Source organism: Streptomyces sp. M41(2017), from assembly GCF_002078175.1.
Classification (GTDB): Bacteria; Actinomycetota; Actinomycetes; order Streptomycetales; family Streptomycetaceae; genus Streptomyces.
Genome location: NZ_MWFK01000001.1, coordinates 5,780,184 through 5,798,834 on the forward strand (window position 1 = coordinate 5,780,184; position 18,651 = coordinate 5,798,834).

An 18,651-nucleotide genomic window follows, 5' to 3' on the forward strand; every position below is an offset into this window, starting at 1 on the left:
CCTACGTGACCAGGCTCGTCGGGTGTCGGCGTCGCCGCATTCACCAGCCGACCAGATCCATGGACCGGTGAGCGAGCCAGTCCATGAACGACACCGGCTGACCGCTCAGGTTCAGAGGAAGGATCTGGTCACAGGTGGCTCGGCCGTCGAACCACAGTGAGCCCCTGAGCGGACCGCTGACAACGAGCAGGGTCGAGAAGCCACATCCGTTGTCCTGGATGAACACTGCGCCCGAGGTCATGCGCTCCTGGAACACCCCGTACTCGGCGTCCCACTGCCCCCACGCCGCTCGGTAGGCATCGTGGTCCGCGAAGTCCTGCGTCCGCGGCTCGCGCGCGTCCAGGTCATCCTTGTAGGCACGGTAGGAGTCGGGAGGCGCGAAGTCGGTGGTGAGCAGGTCGTAGTTGGTCGACGAGTCCCCGTACCAGCCCCAACCCACCGCGGATCGGTAGAGCCGGTTCACCGTGCCCCCGGCACTCCGGCGGAGCAAATACGCTCGGTACTGGCCCGGAAACCTGATGCCTAGCTCTGCTTCCGCTTCGCAGATCTCTGCTTCGGACAACGGCGGCGGGGAAGCGATCCGCCCCGCGGGCGGGCGGCCGCACTCGCCCGAGCGTCGCCCCCGAGCGATGCGCTGGTCTATCTCTGTCCAATCGGTCGCCACACAGGTGAGGGTAGACGCGAAAGATCCGTCAGGACACGTACGTGGTCATGATGCCGACCGGTCCTATTGGGGAGGATCGTCCAACCACGCGGCGGGACCGGACGCACCGATCGCTGGGCGCTCTGAGAACCGTACGTCGACCTGAGTGAGGCCGTCCGGCCGTCTGGCCCCGCCGACCCGAACCGGCGTCAGCCCTTAGTCGTCGCGGACGACACCGGTGTCAGCAGGCCGCGGGCCTGGACGGCCGGGAGGGACAGGGTTCGATAGCCCACGCTCTCGAACAGGACCGTGATCCTGTTGCCCTCCTCGCTCATCACCTGGCCCTCGCCCCAGGTGCTGTGTCCCACCTTCATGCCCGGCGGAAAGTCGCTGTCGGCGGTCCCGGCCGCCTCGGGTTCCAGCGGGTCGGGGCCCGTGCCGGAGAGGATGTCCCCCGTTCGGACGGGGGTTTCCTTCAACTCCTGTGTGCGGGCGCACGTGTCGCAGCCCGCGCAGTCGCCCTCCGCGAGCGTCTCACCGAAGTACCCGAGCATGTGGCGCCGGCGACAGCCGTTCGTCTCCGCGTACGCCCGCATCATCTCCACCCGTGAACGCTCCAGGTCGACACGCGCGGTGGCGATCCGTACCGCCTCGCGGACGCAGACGTCCCGCCGCGCCCCGGGAACGGCCCGGACGCCACCGCGCTTCTCCGTCGTCACCGCTCCCGCCTCCTCCAGGAGGTGCAGCATCGACGTGAGCGGTGTCTGCGACAGCCCCGTGCGTTCCCGCAGGGCCGTCGCCGTGACCGGCCCCTGCTGCTCGCGCACCGCGTCGATCAGCCCGCCCAGAACCTCCGGGTCGGGGTGGGCGCCCGTCCGGAACCGCTGCACACCGAGGTCCTCGGGCCGGTACGCGAGGATCGCCGTCGACGGCTTTCCGTCGCGGCCCGCCCGGCCGATCTCCTGGTAGTAGGAGTCGAGGGAACCCGGCACGGAGGCGTGCAGCACGAAGCGGATGTTCGGCTTGTCGATGCCCATCCCGAACGCGGAGGTGGCGACCACGACATCGATTTCGCCCTCCTGGAAGCGGTCGTGCGTCCGGGAGCGCTCGGCCGCGGAGAGCCCCGCGTGGTACGGGGAACTGTCGAATCCGAGCGCCGACAGCTCCTCCGCGTACTGCTCGGCCTCGCGCCGCGTCCCCACGTAGACGAGGCCAGGTTTGGCCTCGGCCGCGGCCCGCTCCACCACCCACTGGCGCTTGCCGGCGTTCTCCCGGTGCCGTACGACCTCCAGCGTGATGTTGCGGCGGTCGAACCCCGCGACCACCTCGTGCGCGTCGCGCATGCCGAGCCGCTCGACGATGTCGGCCCGCACGGGGGCAGCCGCACTGGCGGTCAGGGCGAGGAGCGGCGGCCGGCCGATGCGCTCGCGTACGTGGGACAGGGACAGGTAGTCGGGCCGGAAGTCGTACCCCCACGACGACACGCAGTGCGCCTCGTCGACCACCATCAGCGCGGGTGAGGCGGCGGCTATCTGCTCGACCACCTCGTCCTTGGCGAGCTGCTCGGGCGAGACGAACAGGAAGTCCAGGCTGCCTTCGCGAACGCGCTCCCACACGGCTTCGTTGTCCCGCGCACGCTGGGCGGAGTTGACCGCCGAGGCGTCGGAGCCCTCGATCCGGGCGAGCGCGGCGACCTGGTCCCGCTGGAGCGCGATCAAGGGGGAGACGACGACGGTCGGCCCCTCCAGCAGCACGCCCGGTACCTGGTACACAGCAGACTTCCCCGCGCCCGTCGGCATCACGACGATGGTGTCGCGCCCCTCCATCACGGCAGTCATGGCGGCGAGTTGGGAGGGCCGCAGCCGCTCCCAGCCGAAGACCTCACGGGCGCACCGGCGCAGACGTCTCGTGAGGGACCGGTTCCTGAAGTAACCGACCTTGATCCGCATGGCACTCCTGACGCTGCTCTCCAGTGGGGCTCGCCGCCCGGGTACCCCCGGCCGCGACGGAAAACAGCCCGGGCGCGGAGAGTTGCCGTTCCGTGTCCTCGGAGGGCACGGTGCGACGCTTCTCCGGCGCCAGCGTGGGCTCGCCGGGTCGCTCCGCCCCGGCGGCGCGTCACCCCTGCGGCGCGATGTCCGATCGCACGACCGCGTACAGGACCATGTCGCGCCATGCGCCGGCCCGGAAACACGCTCCGCGGAGGACTCCCTCACGGGTGAAGCCCGCGCCCTCCAGAGCACGCTGCTCGGCGATGTTCGTGAGTTCGGTGCTTGCCTCGACCCTGTTCACCTTGGTGTGGTCGAACAGGTAGGCGGCCAGCTGCCGCTGAGCCTCCTTGCCGTAGCCCCGGCCGCGTTCGGCCGTGAGCAGGGAGATGCCGATGTTCCAGCAGGGCGACGCCGGCCCCTGCATGACTTCGTGCCACTGCACCTCACCGACGAACCGCTCGTCGTCTCCGGCGATCACCAGCCGGCCGCCTTCGGCGGACAGGAAACCGTCGGCCCACCGGCGTCGGAGCTGCCCAGGGTTGCGGAACCCGAAGAAGCCGTGGTCGCCGGCCTCGGCGGGGTCTTCGTGAAGGCGTTCGAGCTGGTCGAGGTCCGTCTCGGTGACGGGGCGCAGGTGAATGTGATCATGAAGCGGCATGGTCACCAGCGTACGAGGCGGCAGGTGCGGGACGTCGCACGGTCCCAGGTCGGCCGGTCCCGGCTCGTCGGGGCGCCGCCGCGCTGCGCCGCCACGGGACCCGCGGCGGTGGCGTGGAGCAGTCGCGCCATAATCCGGGGGTGACTCCGACCGCGCGGCAGCTCGCCCTGGCCACCCTGGACCGTCAGCTCCTGCTCGAACGGCAGCGCCTCGACGTCGCCGACGCGGTGCGCCGGGTCTGCGCACTCCAGGCGCAGACTCCGGCATCGCCCTATGTCGCCCTGTGGAACCGCCTGGAGGGCTTCAGACCCGAGGACCTCGACGCGGCGTTCGCGGATCGCCGGATCGTGAAGGCGACCCTCCTGCGGATCACCCTGCACGCCGTCCACGCCGAGGACTACGACGCCTTCCGGGCCGCCATGCTGAGCACCCTGCGTGCCTCCCGGCTGTACGACCGCCGCTTCACCGCGACAGGCCTGACAGCGGACGACGCCGACGCGCTGCTCACGGAACTCGCCGACCACCTGCGGCTCCCCCGCACCGGCGCGGAGGTGGAGAACCACCTGAAGGAGCGGTTCGGCGAACACGCGCACCGCATGTGGTGGGCACTGCGCACGTTCGCGCCCGTCCACCACGTACCGACGGACGGCACCTGGTCGTTCAAACAGCCGAACACCTACCGCGCCGCCCGGACCGCTTCCCGAGCCGCACCCCAGGACCCGGACGAAGGAGTCCGGCAGTTGCTGTTCTCCTACCTGCGGGCCTTCGGCCCCGCCTCCGCGCAGGACTTCGCCCGCTTCACCCTGCTGACACGCCCCGTGATCTCCCGGGCTCTGCAGCAGCTCTCCGACCAGTTGGTGCGGCTTCCCGGCCCCGGCCGCGCGGCCCTGTTCGACCTGGACGGGGCCACCCTGCCGGCCGAGGACACGCCGGCCCCGCCGCGCCTGCTGCCGATGTGGGACAGCACGCTCCTGTCCCACGCCGTACCCGGGCGGCTCATGCCCCTGGAATACCGACCCCTGGTCGTGCGGCGCAACGGAGACGTACTGCCCTGTCTGCTCGTCGACGGCGAGGTCGCGGGAGTGTGGCGGGCGACCGACGGCGGACTGGAACTGACCGCCTTCCGCACCATCGGCAAGGCCGCGTGGCGCAGTCTGACGGAGGAGGCCGAGCGGCTGACGGCCTTTCTCGCCGACCGCGATCCGACGGTCTACCGACGGTACGGACACTGGTGGGACAAGGGCTTCTCCGCGGTCGAGGGCCACGGTACGACGGTAAGGGTGACGCCATGAGCGAGCGCGCGGCGAGCCGGACGGCGGTGCTCGTCTGCCAGGGGCGGGCGGCGGCCGACGGGAGAGCGGGGACGGGTCGGTTCGCTGATCCGGTGGCGGTACGGCTGCTGCGGGCCGAGGAACGCACCCCCGTGGAGCAGGTGCGCGCGAACACTCCGCCGACGGGCTGGCGGGAGCGCGCGGCGTACGAGGGCGTGCGGGCCTGCGCCGAGGTGGTCGTGCCCCGCACGGTGGCGATCGACGAGGCGCTGCGCGCACACGCGGGGGACCAGCTCGTGATCCTCGGCGCCGGTCTGGACACACGGGCCTGGCGTCTGTCGGAGCTCGCGCGGACCGACGTCTGGGAGGTCGACCATCCGGCCTCCCAGCAGGACAAGCTTGACCGCCTGCCCGCCGAACAGTCGGCCGTGTCCCGGTCCGTGCGCTTCACGCCGGTCGACTTCGCGCTCGACGACCTCGGGGTGGCCCTCGACGGCGCGGGCCACGACCCGTCGACCCCGACGGCATGGCTGTGGGAGGGCGTGGTCCCGTACCTCACACGCGACGAGGTACGCGCCACCGTGGCCGCCCTCGCCGCCCGGACGGCCCCCGGCAGCGTACTCGTCGTCAACTACCAGAGTCCGTCGACGAGAGCGGCCGCAGGCCGGCTCCTGACCCGCTTCCTCGGCAGTTCCATCACCTCCGGCGAACCGTGGCGCTCGCTGTGGCGACCGGAGCAACTGGCCGCGCTGCTCGACGAGTACGGCCTGCGCGTGCTGTCCGACGACAACCTCCTCGACCTCGCCCACGCCCATGGCATCCCGCCCCAAGGGCGGACGTCCCTGCGGTCGGGCCGTGTCGCCGTCGCCGAGAGCCGCTGACGCGCCGGGTCGAGGGGACGACCCGACGGGAGCACGGCGACAGCTGGTGTCCGCAGGTCCTCGGGTCCCGATGACCGCGCGCCGGCCCTGAGCGGACGGTCGTCACGAGGCGCGTTCGTGAAGTGCCGCCGGGTGGCCGATTCCGCCCTGCCCGTCTCGCGCCCCGGCAGGTCTCCGAACGGCCCGGATGCGCGCCGAACGGCCCTGGACCATGCTGGCCCCATGGCATCCGCGACGCCCGTGACCGTGTACCCGCCCAGCGAGGGAGGCGGTCGGCGTGTACAGGTCGACACCGCCGTCCTCGGTACCGCCTACTCGCTGCACGACCTGACGGCGTTCCTGCAGGAAGCGGGTTTGCAGAACTGGGACGAGCTCGACGTGGTCGGCTCCGACCTGATCGAGTGGCGCGGCGGCGGCCCGGATGTCTGGGACACCCCCTAGCGCCGCGAGCGGCCGAACGGCCGGCCGGTGACTCTGTGCGCCCGTACGGGCGCACACCCGTCCGCGGCGGGATTGCAGTCCGAAAGCGGAGCGCCCCTTCTTAAGTACGGCTTAAACGCGCCTTAAGAGTTCGAGGGTGACGCGCTGGTCCTCAAGTAAGCCCAGTTCAGAGGGATTTGGTGATCCCTCCAAGTGGTTGGCCTCTCCGTGAGTCATGCGTAGCATCGGGGCCCATCGGTGACGGCCGTGCCGTTGTGAGAGCGCTCTCAGGGTTTGCTCGGATCATCCACGCGCGAACGTCGACCGTGCCGGACAACCGAAGAGTCTCCCCCCGACAGGGTGCGTCGCGTCGGCGCACCTCTCCGCAGGGCCACCCCCCACAGCCTCGCCGCAGGCACAAGCACCAAGGAGCACCACAGACATGACGCCTCGTCACCAGCGTGATCTCTCCCGCCGCAAGATGCTCTTCGCCCTCGGCGGCGCCGCCGTGGCCGTCCCCGCGATCGCGGCCGTCGCGCCGTACGCCCTGGCCGACACGACGGACGCCTCCACCAAGGCCGCCGCGGGATCGCTGCCGCTGACGATCGTCAACAACAGCGGCTCCTTCGACAACGCGTCCGTTCACGTCTACGTCGTCGGCAACCAGGACGGCCAGCAGGTCCGCGTCACCCAGGACGGCACCCTCGCCCCGATATCCCTCGCGGACAACGGCGCCGACGGGTTCACGGACTACGCGCTCACCTTGTCCGGCAGCGGGGAGACGCAGCTCAGCCTCCCGCACATGTCCGGCCGCATCTACGTGTCGCTCGGAGAGAAGCTGAAGTTCAAGGCCGTCGCGGACGGCAACGGCAACGCGGCACTCCAGTACCCCGCCGGCTGGGTCACCTCGGACCCCAACTACGCGGTGCTGCACGACTGCGCCGAGTTCACCTACAACTCCGCGGGCATGTTCTGCAACACGACCATGGTCGACATGTTCAGTGTGCCCATGAGCATCCGCCTGAACGGGGACAAGGAACAGACCACCGGCACGGTCCGCGACGGCGGACGTGCGGCCGCCTTCGCCGCGGTGAAGGGCATCGAGGACTTCGCGCCGCTGGTCGTGGACGACGTCCGCATCATCGCCCCCGGCCATGGTCTCGACGCCGGCCTGTTCGCGAAGGACTACTTCGCCCCGTACATCGACGAGGTGTGGAGCACCTACACCGGCAAGGACCTCACCGTCACCACCAACGCGGGTGCGTTCACCGGACGGGTGCGCGCCGACAAGTTCACCTTCGACGGGCCCGCCTCGGTCTCCTTCAGCAAGCCCTCCACCCGTGACGTCCTGTTCTGCGACGGCAACCTCGCCGCTCCCAACGACGGAACCACGGGTCCGGTGGCCGCGGTGCTCGGTGCGGGCTTCAACCGCTCGACCCTGCTCAGCAACCCGGCCCAACCGACCACCTCCGCGGCCGACTTCTACCGGACCGACCTCACCAACCACTACGCGAAGGCCGTCCACGCGGCGACCGAGGACGGCAAGGCCTACGGCTTCGCCTTCGACGACGTGGCCGACTTCGCCTCCTACATCCAGGACACCGCCCCCACGGCGATCCGCCTGACGCTGACGGCGTTCTAGGAACCGCTGTCCGGGGACGGTAGATCGGGGAGTCACCGCGGTCGGCGGCGGTGACTCCCCTTCCTCTGGGTCACGTTGGGCGTCAACAGCCCAGGCGGGGGCGACGTGGCGTAGAGGCCCGCCCACTCGGGCGTCAGGCTGCCTCCTCCAGGCTGTCTTTGGAGTCCTTGGAGTCCTTGGAGTCCTTGGAGTCCTCGGGGTACTTGGGGTCCTTGGGGTCCGGGATCACTCGCGACCGCCACCCGGTCGCCATCACCAGGGCGGTGCCCACGAGAAGGCCCAGCGCGGGCAGGACCGGGAAGCGGCCGCCGGGGGCGAAGCCCCGTACGGCGAATCGGGTCAGCGCGAGCACGCTCACCGCAAGACCCGGCCACAGGAGCCAGGCACGGTCGGGCGCGGCGCTCGGGCGGGTCCGCTCGTGGAGCAGGGTCAGCCCGCGCTCCAGCGGGCGCAGCGCCACCACCACGCCGGCAAGGACCGTGCCGAGCACCAGCAGCCACGGCACCCGCAGCGCCCACCAGGCCGCCGAGCCGAGAGCGGGCTCGGGGGCGAGACCGGTGAGATAGAAGGCGGCGGCCACCACCAGCACCGGCAGCATGTGCCACAAGTACAGGGTCATGCTGGCGCCGCCGACGGGACCCACGACGCGCCACACCCGCTCGCGGGCCAGCAGTCGCCGCACCGCCGGGGCGGCGACCAGGCACACGCCGGTCTGTGCCACCACCCAGGCCAGCATCGCCGCCGAGGGAGGGTTGGTGTTGCTGGGGTCCTGGCCCGTCACCAGGATGAGGCTCACGGGGAACGGCCCGAACGCGATCAGGGCGCCGAAGGCCACCGCGCCACACCCCGCCATGACCTGCGCCAACGGCCGACGGCCCGTCAACAGGCCGTCCTGCCAGCAGAAGCCGAGCTGATACGCGACGCCCCACACCAGAACGTAGTCGAGCAGTCCCACGTACGGGGTGTGGGCCGTGACCACGAACACGTCCGCGGCCAGTGCGACCACCGCCATGGCGACGGGGACACGCAGCCCCCAACGCCGGTGCAGGAAGTGCAGAGCGGGGGTCGACGCACTGAGCACGAGGTACACGGGCAGGAACCAGAACTGCATGGCCATCGCCCAGCCGACGAGCGCGAGGGTGCCGGAGTCCACGCCCACCGCCGAGCAGATCCCGACCGAGCAGAGCACCAGCACGCTGTACGCCCCTGCCGGAAGCAGCAGCCGCAGCGCCCGGCCGCCCACCCATCCCGCGGCGGTCCCGCCCGCCGGGCGCGCCCGCTTCCAGGAGCCGCCCGCCGCGTGGCCCCCGGCCAGGAAGAACAGCGGCATGATCTGGAACCCCAGGGTCAGCCACTGGGTCCAGGGCAGCGTGGCGAGCAGCTCCGGTGCCGTGATCTCGCCGTCGGACGACCGGACGAGCGCGGTGATGACCCAGTGCCCGAGCACCACCAGGACGATCGCCCACGCCCGCAGGAAGTCGACATAGCGGTCCCGTTCCGCGCTTCTGCTCATGGATCGTCATGCTGCCCGCCACAGGCCGTACCCAAGGCCGGACGTGGAGGCCGCAACCAATTCGTGCCTCCTGCGACATCCCACGGAGTCCCCAGGGCCGCCGGGCGGCATCGACCGACACGCGGTCCGGTCGGCGCGCGCTCCTCGCTCCGGGCCACTACTCCGGTCGCGCGCCGCCGTTGAGCGGATGGGATGGATCTCGGCCCAGCCGGATTGCTTCCGTGGGGCACGGTCTACGGAACACCCATGGATCCATCGCTGGGCGGGCACGACGGGCCGACGACACAACTCGAGCTGGCCGTGCTGGGGACGCTGTTCACCGAGTCCCCCATCGGCCTCCACGTCCTGGACCCGGACCTGTGTCTGGTGCGGTTCAACAGAGCGGCCCGGCACATCCGGGCCTTCCCTCTCGACGACGCCGTGGGCCGTCACCCGCGGGAGTGGGCGGGAGACTTCTACTCCGGGGCCTTCGAGACGATGCTGCGGGACGTACTGAGTGACGGTGTGGCCGTGCTCGACGTCGAGGCGCGGGGCCATCTCACGCCGGGGTCGCCCGAGACCGTCCTGTCCATCTCCACCTTCCGGCTGGAGGACCCCGCAGGCGCCGTGCTCGGGGTGATGGCGGCGATCGTCGACGTCACCGACCAGCACCGGGCGACGGCACGGCTGGAACTGCTGGAGCGGGCCAACGGACGCATCGGCACGACGCTCGACATCTTCCGCACGGCACAGGAGTTCGCCGACGCGCTGGTGCCCGCCCTGGCGGACGTGGTGGCCGTCGAGGTCCTGGACTCGGTCCTGCGCGGCGAGGTCTCCGCGCCGGGCGCCGTGTTCGAGCACGGTGCGTTGCGGTGCGCGGGCGTGAGCGCTTCCGTTCCGGAACCCGCCGACAGGCTTCCCACCATCGGTGAGGCGATCGGCCTGCTGTTCGGTACCCCCTTCTCGCAGAGTCTGTCCGACCTGCAGCCGCGCCTCGTCGCCGAGCTGACATCGGGCAACGGCTGGCCGAACCACGAGGCGGTGCGGGGACGGCGCATGCTCGAAGCGGGGGCCCACTCCCTCCTCGTCCTGCCGCTGGCCGCCCGTGGCGCCGTACTGGGCGTGGCGCACTGCTACCGGGACCGCACCCCCGGAGCCTTCGACGACGACGACCTCGCCCTCGCCTCCGAACTCGCCGACCGCGTCGCCCTGTGCCTCGACAACGCCCGTCTCTACACACGCGAACGCTCGGCCGCCCGCATCCTGCAACTCAGCCTGCGTCCGCCGCAGGTGGTGGGGCACGCGGCGGTGGAGACGGCGTCCAGCTACTTCCCGCTCGGCGCGGGAGGCGACTGGTTCGACGTCATCCCGCTGTCCGGAGCACGGGTCGCCCTGGTCACCGGCGACACGGCCGGCCAGGGCCTGCAGGCCGCCGCGACCATGGGCGAGGTCCGGGCCGCGATCGGGGCGCTCGCCGTCCTCGACCTGCCACCGGACGAGGTCCTGCAACGCCTGCACGCCCTGGTGACCCGGCTGCGCGGAGAACGGCCCGACCACACGGACCCGACCGAACACGATCCGTCCGACGGGCACACCACGTGTCTGTACCTCGTCTACAGCCCCGTCACACGCCGCTGCGCCGTCGCCAGTGCCGGGCATCCGCCGCCCGTGGTCGCCCTCCCCGACGGCCGCGTCGAGTACGCGACCGTGCCCGTGGGGCCGTCGCTCGGACGTGGCATGCCGAAGTACGCGACAGCCGAGTTCGAGCTCGCGGAGGGTTCGGTCCTGCTGCTGTCCAACACCGCGATGCTCCGGTCCGTGTCGGACGACGCGCAGGAGCAGCTGGCGTCCGTCGCCGACGTCCTGCTGCCCACCGACCGGCCCCTGCAGGAGATGTGCGACGAGGTGCTCTACAGCCTGACGCCGCACAAGGCGGAGAGCGACGACGCCGTCCTGCTCCTGGCCCGCACCCGTGTCCTCGGCCCCGACCAGGTCCGCTCGTGGACTCTTGCCAACCGTCCCGAGAGCGCGGGCGAGGCCCGTGACGCGGTCGAAGAGGCACTGGCCGCGTGGGGGCTGGAGCAACACGCGTTCACCGCCAGCCTCGTCGTCAGCGAACTGGTCACCAACGCCATCCGGTACGCGGACGGCGACATCGGACTGCGCCTCATCCTCGACGGGCCCGTCCTCGTCTGCGAGGTGACCGACGACAGCAGCACGGCGCCGCACCTCCGCTACGCCGAGGAGGCCGACGAGGGCGGCCGGGGCCTCTACCTCACCTGGCAGGTCAGCCGACGCTGGGGGACCCGCCCGGAACCGCGCGGAAAGACGATCTGGGCCGAACTCGCCCTGTCCGAAGCCGATTGAGCCGTTCCCGCCCACGACGTAGCCATCCGCCTGGGCGCCCGGACACGTTCGGCCGGGCCCCCGCTGTTGTGCCGCGCCGGAACGGCGCCGTCGTCGGCGGGATGCCGGCGACCCGACACGGGAGGTCCCCGACCTCGACATTCGTCCGGCATCGCACGCCACCGGTTCCGCGGGTCCGGAACGACCGATGAGTTGTCCTCGGCTCCGGAGTCTGCCCCTGGGACGGAACGTTTTCGGCCCGTCTTCTCGGCATCGGAGAAAGGAAGGACGACCCATGGCAACCGTGCACGCCGGCATGGCCATCTCGCTGGACGGCTTCGTCGCCGACCGCAAGGGCAGCGCCGCGCGCCTCTCCGACCCGGAGACACTCCGCGGCAGCGCGTACATGGACGAACTGATCGAGCAGACCGGCGCGGTCGTCATGGGCAGGCGCTCGTACGCGATGGCCGAGGACCCGGACTCCTATGTCGGCGCCTACGAGTTCCAGGTCCCGCTCTTCGTCCTGACCCACACACCACCGCGGGTCATGCCCCAGCAGGACGAGAACCTCACCTTCACCTTCGTGACCGACGGGATCGAGTCGGCGATCGGGCAGGCGAGGGCCGCCGCGGGGGACCGGGTCGTCCAGGTGCTCGGCGCCGATGTGATCGGGCAGACCCTGCGGGCCGGACTCGCCGACGAACTCCATCTCGACGTGGTGCCCGTGCTCCTCGGCTCAGGACTCCGGTTGTTCGACGACCCGGAGGTGGAGGGCATCGCCCTGAAGAGGATCGGCGTACGGGAGGTCGGAGCGGTCACGGCCCTGCGGTTCCTCGTCCTCACATAGGCCCGCCGTCGTCGCGCCCGCCCACTTCCCGTCGTACGCGGCACGGTGGGCCCGTGTCGTCCCGCGCCGCCCGGGCGCCCGTCCGTTACGCTCGCAGCGCCACACCGGGCCCGAGATCACGGAGGACAGCACGGCGGGGATCAATCGTGAACGCCTCGTCAGGACGCTGACGTTCTGGCTGCGTCCCGCGTTCGCGTTGCGCGTCCTCAACCGCTTCCAGAAGATCGTCGGCTTCGACCGCTCGATGGCCCTGGCCTCCAGCGCGCTGACCGCCGTGATCCCCCTCAGCATCCTCTGCGGCGCCGTCCTCAGCAGTTTCTCGGACTACGACGCCGCCGAACGGATCATCAAGCGCTACGGCCTCACCGGGCAGGGCGCCGAGGCGGTCAGGTCGCTCCTCGCCCCCGCCGACGGCACCAGCGCCGGCGTGGGCATCTTCGGAGGCATCTTCCTGATCATCTCCGTGCTGAGTTTCGCCCGGGCCACCCAGCGCCTCTTCGAACAGACCTGGCAACTGACCCCGCTCAGCGTCCGCAACACCCGGAACGGCCTCGCGTGGATCCTCGCGCTCGCCTGCTACACGGCGGTCACCGGCTGGATGCACGCGACACTCGGCGGAAAGCCCCTGGGCGTGGTGGCCTCGGTCTGCGAAGTGCCGGTGAGCATCGCCTTCCTCGTGTGGAGCGGCACCGCCCTGTCGGCGAAGCGGATCCCCTGGCGGGACCTCCTGCCCTTCGGTGTCACGGCCGCCGCGCTCACGGCCGTCTACTCGGTGGGCGCCTCCGTCTATCTCCCGCGTCTGTTCAACTCCTACGCCGCGCGCTACGGAGCGGTCGGCGCCGTCTTCGCGATGATCTCGGCGCTCTTCGCCGCGATGTTCGTCATCGTCGCGTCCGCCGCGCTGGGGCGGGAGATGCGCGACGAACTGGTCCGGATCCGGGCGGGCGACCGGCCGTCCGACGACGAGATCCGCCGCCAGTGGGACAGCGTCGTGGACCAGGCGCGGTCCCGCTGGCGCTCCACCCGCGACCAGGTCTCCCACCGCCGCTCCAAGGACGAGAGGAAGCGGCAGCCGTAGGACGGGCGCACCACGCCCGTGCACCGGCCTGAGTCGGCGCGTTCGCACATCTCCACGACCGGCTAGGTCGCCCGTGCCACGAGGAGGGCCACGTCGTCGTGGTCGTCGGAATTGCGCAGGCCGTACAGCAGGAGGTCGCAGAGTTCCTCCAGTGGCCGACCCGGTTCGTCGAGGAAGCTCAGAAGGACGTTCAGCCGGTCGTCGATGGGGTGCAGGCGGGTCTCGACGAGGCCGTCCGTGTACAGGACGAGGACGTCGTCGGCGGCCAGGTCGACGGTCGTGGTCTCGAAGGGGATGCCGCCGACGCCGAGCGGCGCGCCCGGCGGCAGGTCCAGCAGCACGGGAGCGGTGCCGGGACGGGCCAGCGCGGGCGGCATGTGCCCCGCGTTGGCCACGCGGCACTGGCGGCTGTGCGGGTCGTAGACGGCGTACAGGCAGGTGACGATGTAGTGCTCCAGATCGCAGGTGATCTTGTCCAGGTGCTGGAGCACGTCGCCGGGATCGAGGTCGAGGTCGGCGTACGCGCAGGTGGCGGTCCGGAGCCGGCCCATGGTGGCGGCCGCGTCGATCCCGTTGCCCATGACGTCACCGACGACCAGGGCGGTCCTGTCGTCCGACAGCGGGATGACGTCGTACCAGTCGCCGCCGACCTCACTGGTGGCCTGGGCCGGCTGGTAGCGGGACGCGACCTCCAGGCCGTTCAGGTTCGGCGGGTGCTCGGGCAGCAGGCTGCGCTGGAGGGTCACCGCGGTGTTGCGGACGCTCTGGAACCAGCGGGCGTTGTCGATGGCGACCGCGGCACGGCTCGCCAGTTCCGTCGCCAGCACGACGTCGTCGTCGTCGAAGGGGACCGGGTTACGGGTGCGCTTGAGGTCGAGGGCACCGAGCACCTCACCATGGGCGATCAGCGGGACCGCGAGGTACGAGTGGACACCGGCCTGTGCCAGCAGGGAGCTGGCCTGGGCGTCCCGGGCGATCCGCGGCAGATCCTGCTCCCCGACGTGCCGCACCAGGACCGGCCTGCCGGTGTGCACGCACAGGGTCACCATGCGGTCGCCCTCGTAGGTGGCCAGGTCGCCGGGCGGGTCCGCGGCACGCAACGCCACCGTGGGATGGGACGCCTTGAGCGCCAGCGCGCGGAAGAACTCCGGGCCGTTGTCCGGACGGCGCATCCGGCGGCACGCCAGCGCCGAGTCGAGCACGTCGACGGCGACCACGTCGGCCAGCTCCGGGACCGCGATGTCCGCCAGCTCGCGGGCGGTCTGGTCCACCTCCAGCGTGGTGCCCACCCGCGTCGAGGCGTCGGCGATCAGCGCCAGACGACGGCGCGCCCGGTCGGCCTCGGCGGCCGCGCGGTGCCGCTCCGTGACATCGACGACCGAGGCCGCCGCGCCCAGCACCCGCCCGCCCGGGTCCTCCAGCCGGTAGAAGGACAGGGACCATGCGTGCTCGTGCTCGGGGTCCGCCGGCGGGCGGCCCACGTGGTACTGGTCGAGCAGCGGAGTTCCGGTGGTCAGCACCTGACGCAGCGCGGACTCGACGGTGTCCACGTCGGGGAACGGCAGCGTCTCCCGCAGATGCCGCCCGATGTGGTCCTCCGCCGGGATGCCGTCGATGCGCTCCAGCGCCGGGTTGACCATGAGATAGCGCAGGTCGGGGTCCATCAGGGCCAGGCCGATGGGGGACTGGTTGATCAGCTGCTCGCACAGTGCGAGGTCGGTCTCCACGCGTTGCAGGAGCGTGTGGTCCGCGGCGATACCGAGGGCGTACACATCACCGAGGTCGTCCAGGAGCCGCATGTTGCGGAACTCCATCAGGCGGGTGCTGCCGTCCTTGTGCCGGATGGGGAAGGCACCGGCCCAGCTCCGGCCGGTCGCCAGCACCTCGGCGAACAGCTTCGAGACGGACTGGAGGTGCTCGGGGTGGATGATCAGCCGGGCCGCGTACTTGCCGAGGACCTCCTCGGCCGTGTACCCGATCAGGTCCTCGGCCTGCGGGGTCCAGAACACGATCCGGCCCTCGGCGTCGAGAACCATCGCGGCGACGCTGAGGACGTCCAGCAGCCCGGTCGGCCGGCTCGCGTCGGGGTCGTAGCCCCCGCTCTCGGACTGCAAGGAATCGGCTGTCATCCCTGGCCCTCCTCCACCGGCCGGCGCGGCGTGCCGGCTCTGTCGCCGGTGTAGCGCACGGCGGCCCTTACCCCGGCTCTTCCATGCTGCGCCCTGACACCGGTCATGCCCACTCCAGAGCGCCTTCTTGGCATGTACGGGGCTGAGCGCCAGGTGTGTTCCGGGCCGGGGAGCGGGCCGCGCGGGGGCCGCCGACGCGTGTTCGCGGGGCCACGAACCGGCACGGGGCGGCCCGGCGTCCTCCCGCGCCCGGCACCCCGCACCGTGCCCTTCGCCGGGCCGTGCACAACACGCGGACTAGCAGGAACATGGCTGTAGAGGATGAGCTGCATGGACTCCGCACAGGAAGGTTCCGACGCGTCCGTGTCCGAGGGACCGGGCGCGCCGCTCGACGCGTCGACCGACGCCGCGGTGGTGGTGTCCGGCGACGGAGTGCTGATCGGCTGGACCCGCGCCGCCGAGGCACTGCTCGGATACCCGGCGGCCGAGATGGTCGGGACCTTCGCGGGCCGCCTGCTCGCCATGCCCCGGGACCCGATCCGCGTGGCCGGCATCGCCGACCGCTGCCGCGCCGGCATGGGGTGGAGCGGCTCCGTACCCCTGCGCCGCAGGGACGGGCGGCCCGTCGAGGTGGACCTGAGGGTCTCCGCGGCGTTCGGTATCGACGGCCGTGAGTGCTTCCTGGTGTCGGCGCGGGACCAGCGCCGCCGGTGGACGGCCGACCCGGCCTTCCTCGACCGGTTCGTCACCCGCGCCCCGGTCGGCATGGCCGTGCTCGACCTGGACCTGCGCTACGCGTGGATGAACGACACCCTGGAACACCTGGGCGGCGTTCCCCGCGACCAGCGCCTCGGGCGCCGCCTCACCGAACTGCTGCCCGGCCTCCTGTCGGAGACCATCGAAGGGCTGATGCACAAGGTCCTGGCCACCGGCGACCCCGTCATCGACTACGAGTACCTGGGATGGAGTTGGGCCGACCCGTACCGCCAACACGCCTACTCCACCTCGTTCTTCCCCCTGCTCGGAGCCGACAACTCCTTCACCGGCGTGTGCTACACGGTCCTCGACATCACCGAGCGGTGGAACGCCCGGGAGCTCCTGTCCCTGGTGAACGAGGCGGGGACCAGCATCGGCGGCACCCTCGACGTCCTGCGGACCGCGCAGGAACTCGCCGACTTCGCGGTGCCGCGATTCGCGGACTTCGTCGTCGTCGACCTCCTGGAGCCGGTGCTCAGCACGGAGGGGCACGGCGCCTGGCTGTCCGACGTCGGGCCCGCCTCCGTCGCGCCGGAGATGCGGCGCGCCGGGATGAGCTCGGTGCGCGAGGGCTGCCCGGAGGCCGTCGCCCGGATCGGGGACCGTGCCGACTTCCTCCCGCCGCCGCACGACGTCCACCTGCTCACCGAGGGCGAACCGGTCCTCCTCTCCGTTCTCGACCCGTCCGACGAGCTGTGGCTCGCCGAGGAACCCGAGCGGGCGAAGAGCATCCGCCGCTTCGGCCTGCACTCCCTCATCTCCGTGCCGATGAGGGCCCGCCACACCGCCCTCGGCCTGGCCACGTTCGTCCGCTCCCTCAACCCGGTCTCGTTCCTGCCCGACGACGTCCTGCTGGCCCGAGAGGTGGTGGCACGCGCGGCCCTGTGCGTCGACAACGCCCGCCGCTACACCCGGGAGCACACGGCGGCCGTCACCCTCCAGCACAGCCTGCTGCCCCACCCCCCGACCGGCGGAACAGCGCTGGACATCGCCTCCTCGTACCTGCCCGCCGACCCGACCGGGGGGGTCGGCGGCGACTGGTTCGACGTGATCCCGCTGTCCGGCGCCCGCGTCGGCCTGGTGGTCGGCGACGTGGTCGGTCACGGCATCACCGCCGCCGCCACCATGGGGCGCCTGCGCACCGCCGTACAGACCCTCGCCGACATGGAACTGCCCCCCGACGAACTCCTGGCCCATCTCGACGACCTCGTGCTCCGGCTCAGCGAGGAGAAGACCCATGACGAGGCGGCCGGACAGAACGGGTCCGCGTCCTCCTTCCTCGGAGCGACCTGCCTGTACGCCGTCTACGACCCTGTCACCCGGTGCTGCACGATGGCGCGGGCCGGACATCCGCCACCCGTGGTCGTCGGACCGGACGGACAGGTCTCCTTCCCGGAGCTTCCCGCCGGACCGCCGCTCGGGCTCGGTGGGATGGCCTTCGAGGCGCACGAGATCGAGCTGGAGGAGAACAGCCTGGTCGGCCTGTACACCGACGGCCTGGTCGAGGGCGACCACGACATGGAGCAGGGCATGGCCCGGCTCGGCGAGCTGCTCGCAGGACCGGACCAGGACCTCGAAGCCCTCTGCTCGGCGGCGGTCCGCCAACTCGTCCCCGTGCCGCAGCCCGACGACATCGTCCTGCTCCTCGCACGGACGCACACGCTGGGAGCCGACCGGGTCGTCTCGTGGGACGTCCCGGTGGACCCCGCGGCCGTGTCCGACGTACGGGCCCGGGCCACCCGCCGCGTCGAGGAGTGGGGCCTGGGCGACCTGGCCATGACGACGGAACTCATCGTCAGCGAACTGGTCACCAACGCGATCCGCTACGCCGAGCCGCCCATCCGACTGAGGCTGCTCCTCGACTCCCGGCTGACCTGCGAGGTCGTCGACGCCAGCAGTACCGCCCCGCGGCTGCGGCACGCGCGGAGCACGGACGAGGGAGGCCGCGGCCTCTTCCTGGTGGCGCAGCTCTCCCTGCGCTGGGGGGCCCGCCACACACCGGAGGGGAAGGTCATCTGGGCCGAGCAGGAGATCCCGTGAGCGGGCTCAGAGGTCGAGGCCGGTGGCCCCGGTGGCCGGCCCCTGGTCGCCGACGACGCGGAACGCCGTCGCGGTTGCAGGCAGGGTGCCGGGAGGGGCGGTGGGTGCGGACAGGGACGGTGGTTTCGGGGAGGTGGCGCCCTCGCGTTCGATGGCGACGAGCAGGTTCCGGGCCCGGCGCTCGACCAGGATCGGAACGTACGTCCTGATCTTCGCCTCCCGGAACGCGTCGTGGGCCGAGGCGACGGTGTCGTCGACGACAGACGCCTCGATCGTGGGGTGAGCGGCCTTCAGCCGAGTCGCCAGGTGCACGAGCGCGGCCGTCTCGTCCTGCGAGCGGTCCCCGCGCACGCTCTCACGGTTTGCCGCCGAACGGCCGTCGGCGGACGCGTCCTGCGCGCTCGACGGGCCGGGGCCGTCCGCCACCCCGGTCGGCGGGGGCGGCGGCCCGTTGTGC

Annotated in this window: 14 protein-coding genes; 8 read left to right on the forward strand and 6 right to left on the reverse strand. The window is 71.5% G+C overall.

Annotated elements, in window-relative coordinates; genetic code table 11:
• Positions 1-40: 40 nt before the first annotated feature.
• The 3 genes from B0675_RS25300 to B0675_RS25310 all read right to left on the reverse strand — a co-directional run bounded on the left by B0675_RS25300 (position 41) and on the right by B0675_RS25310 (position 3,292).
• Positions 41-562 carry an SMI1/KNR4 family protein gene (locus tag B0675_RS25300; protein ID WP_347109828.1) on the reverse strand — a complete coding sequence of 174 codons (522 nt, stop codon included), beginning with the start codon at positions 560-562 and terminating at the stop codon, positions 41-43.
• Between the two features lie 290 nt (positions 563-852).
• On the reverse strand, positions 853-2,592 hold the full coding sequence (locus B0675_RS25305) for a RecQ family ATP-dependent DNA helicase (RefSeq protein WP_081221400.1): 1,740 nt from the start codon (positions 2,590-2,592) through the stop codon (positions 853-855).
• 169 nt (positions 2,593-2,761) lie between these two features.
• Positions 2,762-3,292, reverse strand: coding sequence for a GNAT family protein (locus tag B0675_RS25310; RefSeq protein ID WP_081221402.1), 531 nt, complete (start codon positions 3,290-3,292; stop codon positions 2,762-2,764).
• A gap of 140 nt (positions 3,293-3,432) precedes the next feature.
• Here B0675_RS25310 and B0675_RS25315 point away from each other — a divergent pair, with 140 nt between their 5' ends.
• The 4 genes from B0675_RS25315 to B0675_RS25330 all read left to right on the forward strand — a co-directional run bounded on the left by B0675_RS25315 (position 3,433) and on the right by B0675_RS25330 (position 7,506).
• A complete protein-coding gene (locus tag B0675_RS25315) occupies positions 3,433-4,584 on the forward strand; it encodes a winged helix DNA-binding domain-containing protein (protein ID WP_081221405.1) in 1,152 nt (383 codons plus the stop codon).
• Entirely contained in the window at positions 4,581-5,444 is an 864-nt protein-coding gene (locus tag B0675_RS25320) for a class I SAM-dependent methyltransferase (protein WP_081221408.1), read from the forward strand. Before B0675_RS25315 ends, B0675_RS25320 begins: the two co-directional genes overlap by 4 nt.
• A gap of 222 nt (positions 5,445-5,666) precedes the next feature.
• Complete coding sequence (locus tag B0675_RS25325) at positions 5,667-5,885, forward strand: hypothetical protein (protein ID WP_081221410.1); 219 nt, start codon at positions 5,667-5,669, stop codon at positions 5,883-5,885.
• Between the two features lie 421 nt (positions 5,886-6,306).
• Positions 6,307-7,506 (forward strand): beta-1,3-glucanase family protein, encoded by a 1,200-nt coding sequence (locus B0675_RS25330; RefSeq protein WP_081221413.1) that lies wholly within the window; start codon positions 6,307-6,309, stop codon positions 7,504-7,506.
• Positions 7,507-7,639: 133 nt separating this feature from the next.
• Here the strand turns inward: B0675_RS25330 and B0675_RS25335 are convergent, their stop codons facing one another.
• Entirely contained in the window at positions 7,640-9,019 is a 1,380-nt protein-coding gene (locus B0675_RS25335; protein ID WP_081221415.1) for an acyltransferase, read from the reverse strand.
• A gap of 246 nt (positions 9,020-9,265) precedes the next feature.
• Here B0675_RS25335 and B0675_RS25340 point away from each other — a divergent pair, with 246 nt between their 5' ends.
• The 3 genes from B0675_RS25340 (at position 9,266) to B0675_RS25350 (ending at position 13,269) form a co-directional block, all read left to right on the forward strand.
• Positions 9,266-11,365 (forward strand): SpoIIE family protein phosphatase, encoded by a 2,100-nt coding sequence (locus B0675_RS25340; RefSeq protein ID WP_179165366.1) that lies wholly within the window; start codon positions 9,266-9,268, stop codon positions 11,363-11,365.
• A gap of 274 nt (positions 11,366-11,639) precedes the next feature.
• Complete coding sequence (locus B0675_RS25345; RefSeq protein ID WP_081221420.1) at positions 11,640-12,191, forward strand: dihydrofolate reductase family protein; 552 nt, start codon at positions 11,640-11,642, stop codon at positions 12,189-12,191.
• A gap of 196 nt (positions 12,192-12,387) precedes the next feature.
• Positions 12,388-13,269, forward strand: a complete 882-nt coding sequence (locus tag B0675_RS25350; protein WP_241539876.1) for a YhjD/YihY/BrkB family envelope integrity protein — start codon at positions 12,388-12,390, stop codon at positions 13,267-13,269.
• Positions 13,270-13,331: 62 nt separating this feature from the next.
• On the opposite strand, the gene B0675_RS25355 is transcribed toward B0675_RS25350, so the two are convergent.
• Entirely contained in the window at positions 13,332-15,398 is a 2,067-nt protein-coding gene (locus B0675_RS25355; RefSeq protein ID WP_081221422.1) for a SpoIIE family protein phosphatase, read from the reverse strand.
• A gap of 330 nt (positions 15,399-15,728) precedes the next feature.
• Here B0675_RS25355 and B0675_RS25360 point away from each other — a divergent pair, with 330 nt between their 5' ends.
• On the forward strand, positions 15,729-18,194 hold the full coding sequence (locus tag B0675_RS25360; RefSeq protein ID WP_081221425.1) for a SpoIIE family protein phosphatase: 2,466 nt from the start codon (positions 15,729-15,731) through the stop codon (positions 18,192-18,194).
• Positions 18,195-18,200: 6 nt separating this feature from the next.
• Here the strand turns inward: B0675_RS25360 and B0675_RS25365 are convergent, their stop codons facing one another.
• Positions 18,201-18,545: a hypothetical protein gene (locus B0675_RS25365; protein WP_143661096.1), complete on the reverse strand. Its 345-nt coding sequence runs from the start codon at positions 18,543-18,545 to the stop codon at positions 18,201-18,203.
• Positions 18,546-18,651 lie beyond the last annotated feature (106 nt).

Excerpts from the sequence above, each read along its gene's own strand:
- B0675_RS25330 (WP_081221413.1), top strand. The coding sequence starts at position 6,307 with ATGACGCCTCGTCACCAGCGTGATCTCTCCCGCCGCAAGATGCTCTTC.
- B0675_RS25305 (WP_081221400.1), bottom strand. The coding sequence starts at position 2,592 with ATGCGGATCAAGGTCGGTTACTTCAGGAACCGGTCCCTCACGAGACGT.
- B0675_RS25345 (WP_081221420.1), top strand. The coding sequence starts at position 11,640 with ATGGCAACCGTGCACGCCGGCATGGCCATCTCGCTGGACGGCTTCGTC.
- B0675_RS25325 (WP_081221410.1), top strand. The coding sequence starts at position 5,667 with ATGGCATCCGCGACGCCCGTGACCGTGTACCCGCCCAGCGAGGGAGGC.
- B0675_RS25360 (WP_081221425.1), top strand. The coding sequence starts at position 15,729 with ATGGACTCCGCACAGGAAGGTTCCGACGCGTCCGTGTCCGAGGGACCG.
- B0675_RS25320 (WP_081221408.1), top strand. The coding sequence starts at position 4,581 with ATGAGCGAGCGCGCGGCGAGCCGGACGGCGGTGCTCGTCTGCCAGGGG.
- B0675_RS25335 (WP_081221415.1), bottom strand. The coding sequence starts at position 9,019 with ATGAGCAGAAGCGCGGAACGGGACCGCTATGTCGACTTCCTGCGGGCG.
- B0675_RS25310 (WP_081221402.1), bottom strand. The coding sequence starts at position 3,292 with ATGCCGCTTCATGATCACATTCACCTGCGCCCCGTCACCGAGACGGAC.
- B0675_RS25355 (WP_081221422.1), bottom strand. The coding sequence starts at position 15,398 with ATGACAGCCGATTCCTTGCAGTCCGAGAGCGGGGGCTACGACCCCGAC.
- B0675_RS25340 (WP_179165366.1), top strand. The coding sequence starts at position 9,266 with ATGGATCCATCGCTGGGCGGGCACGACGGGCCGACGACACAACTCGAG.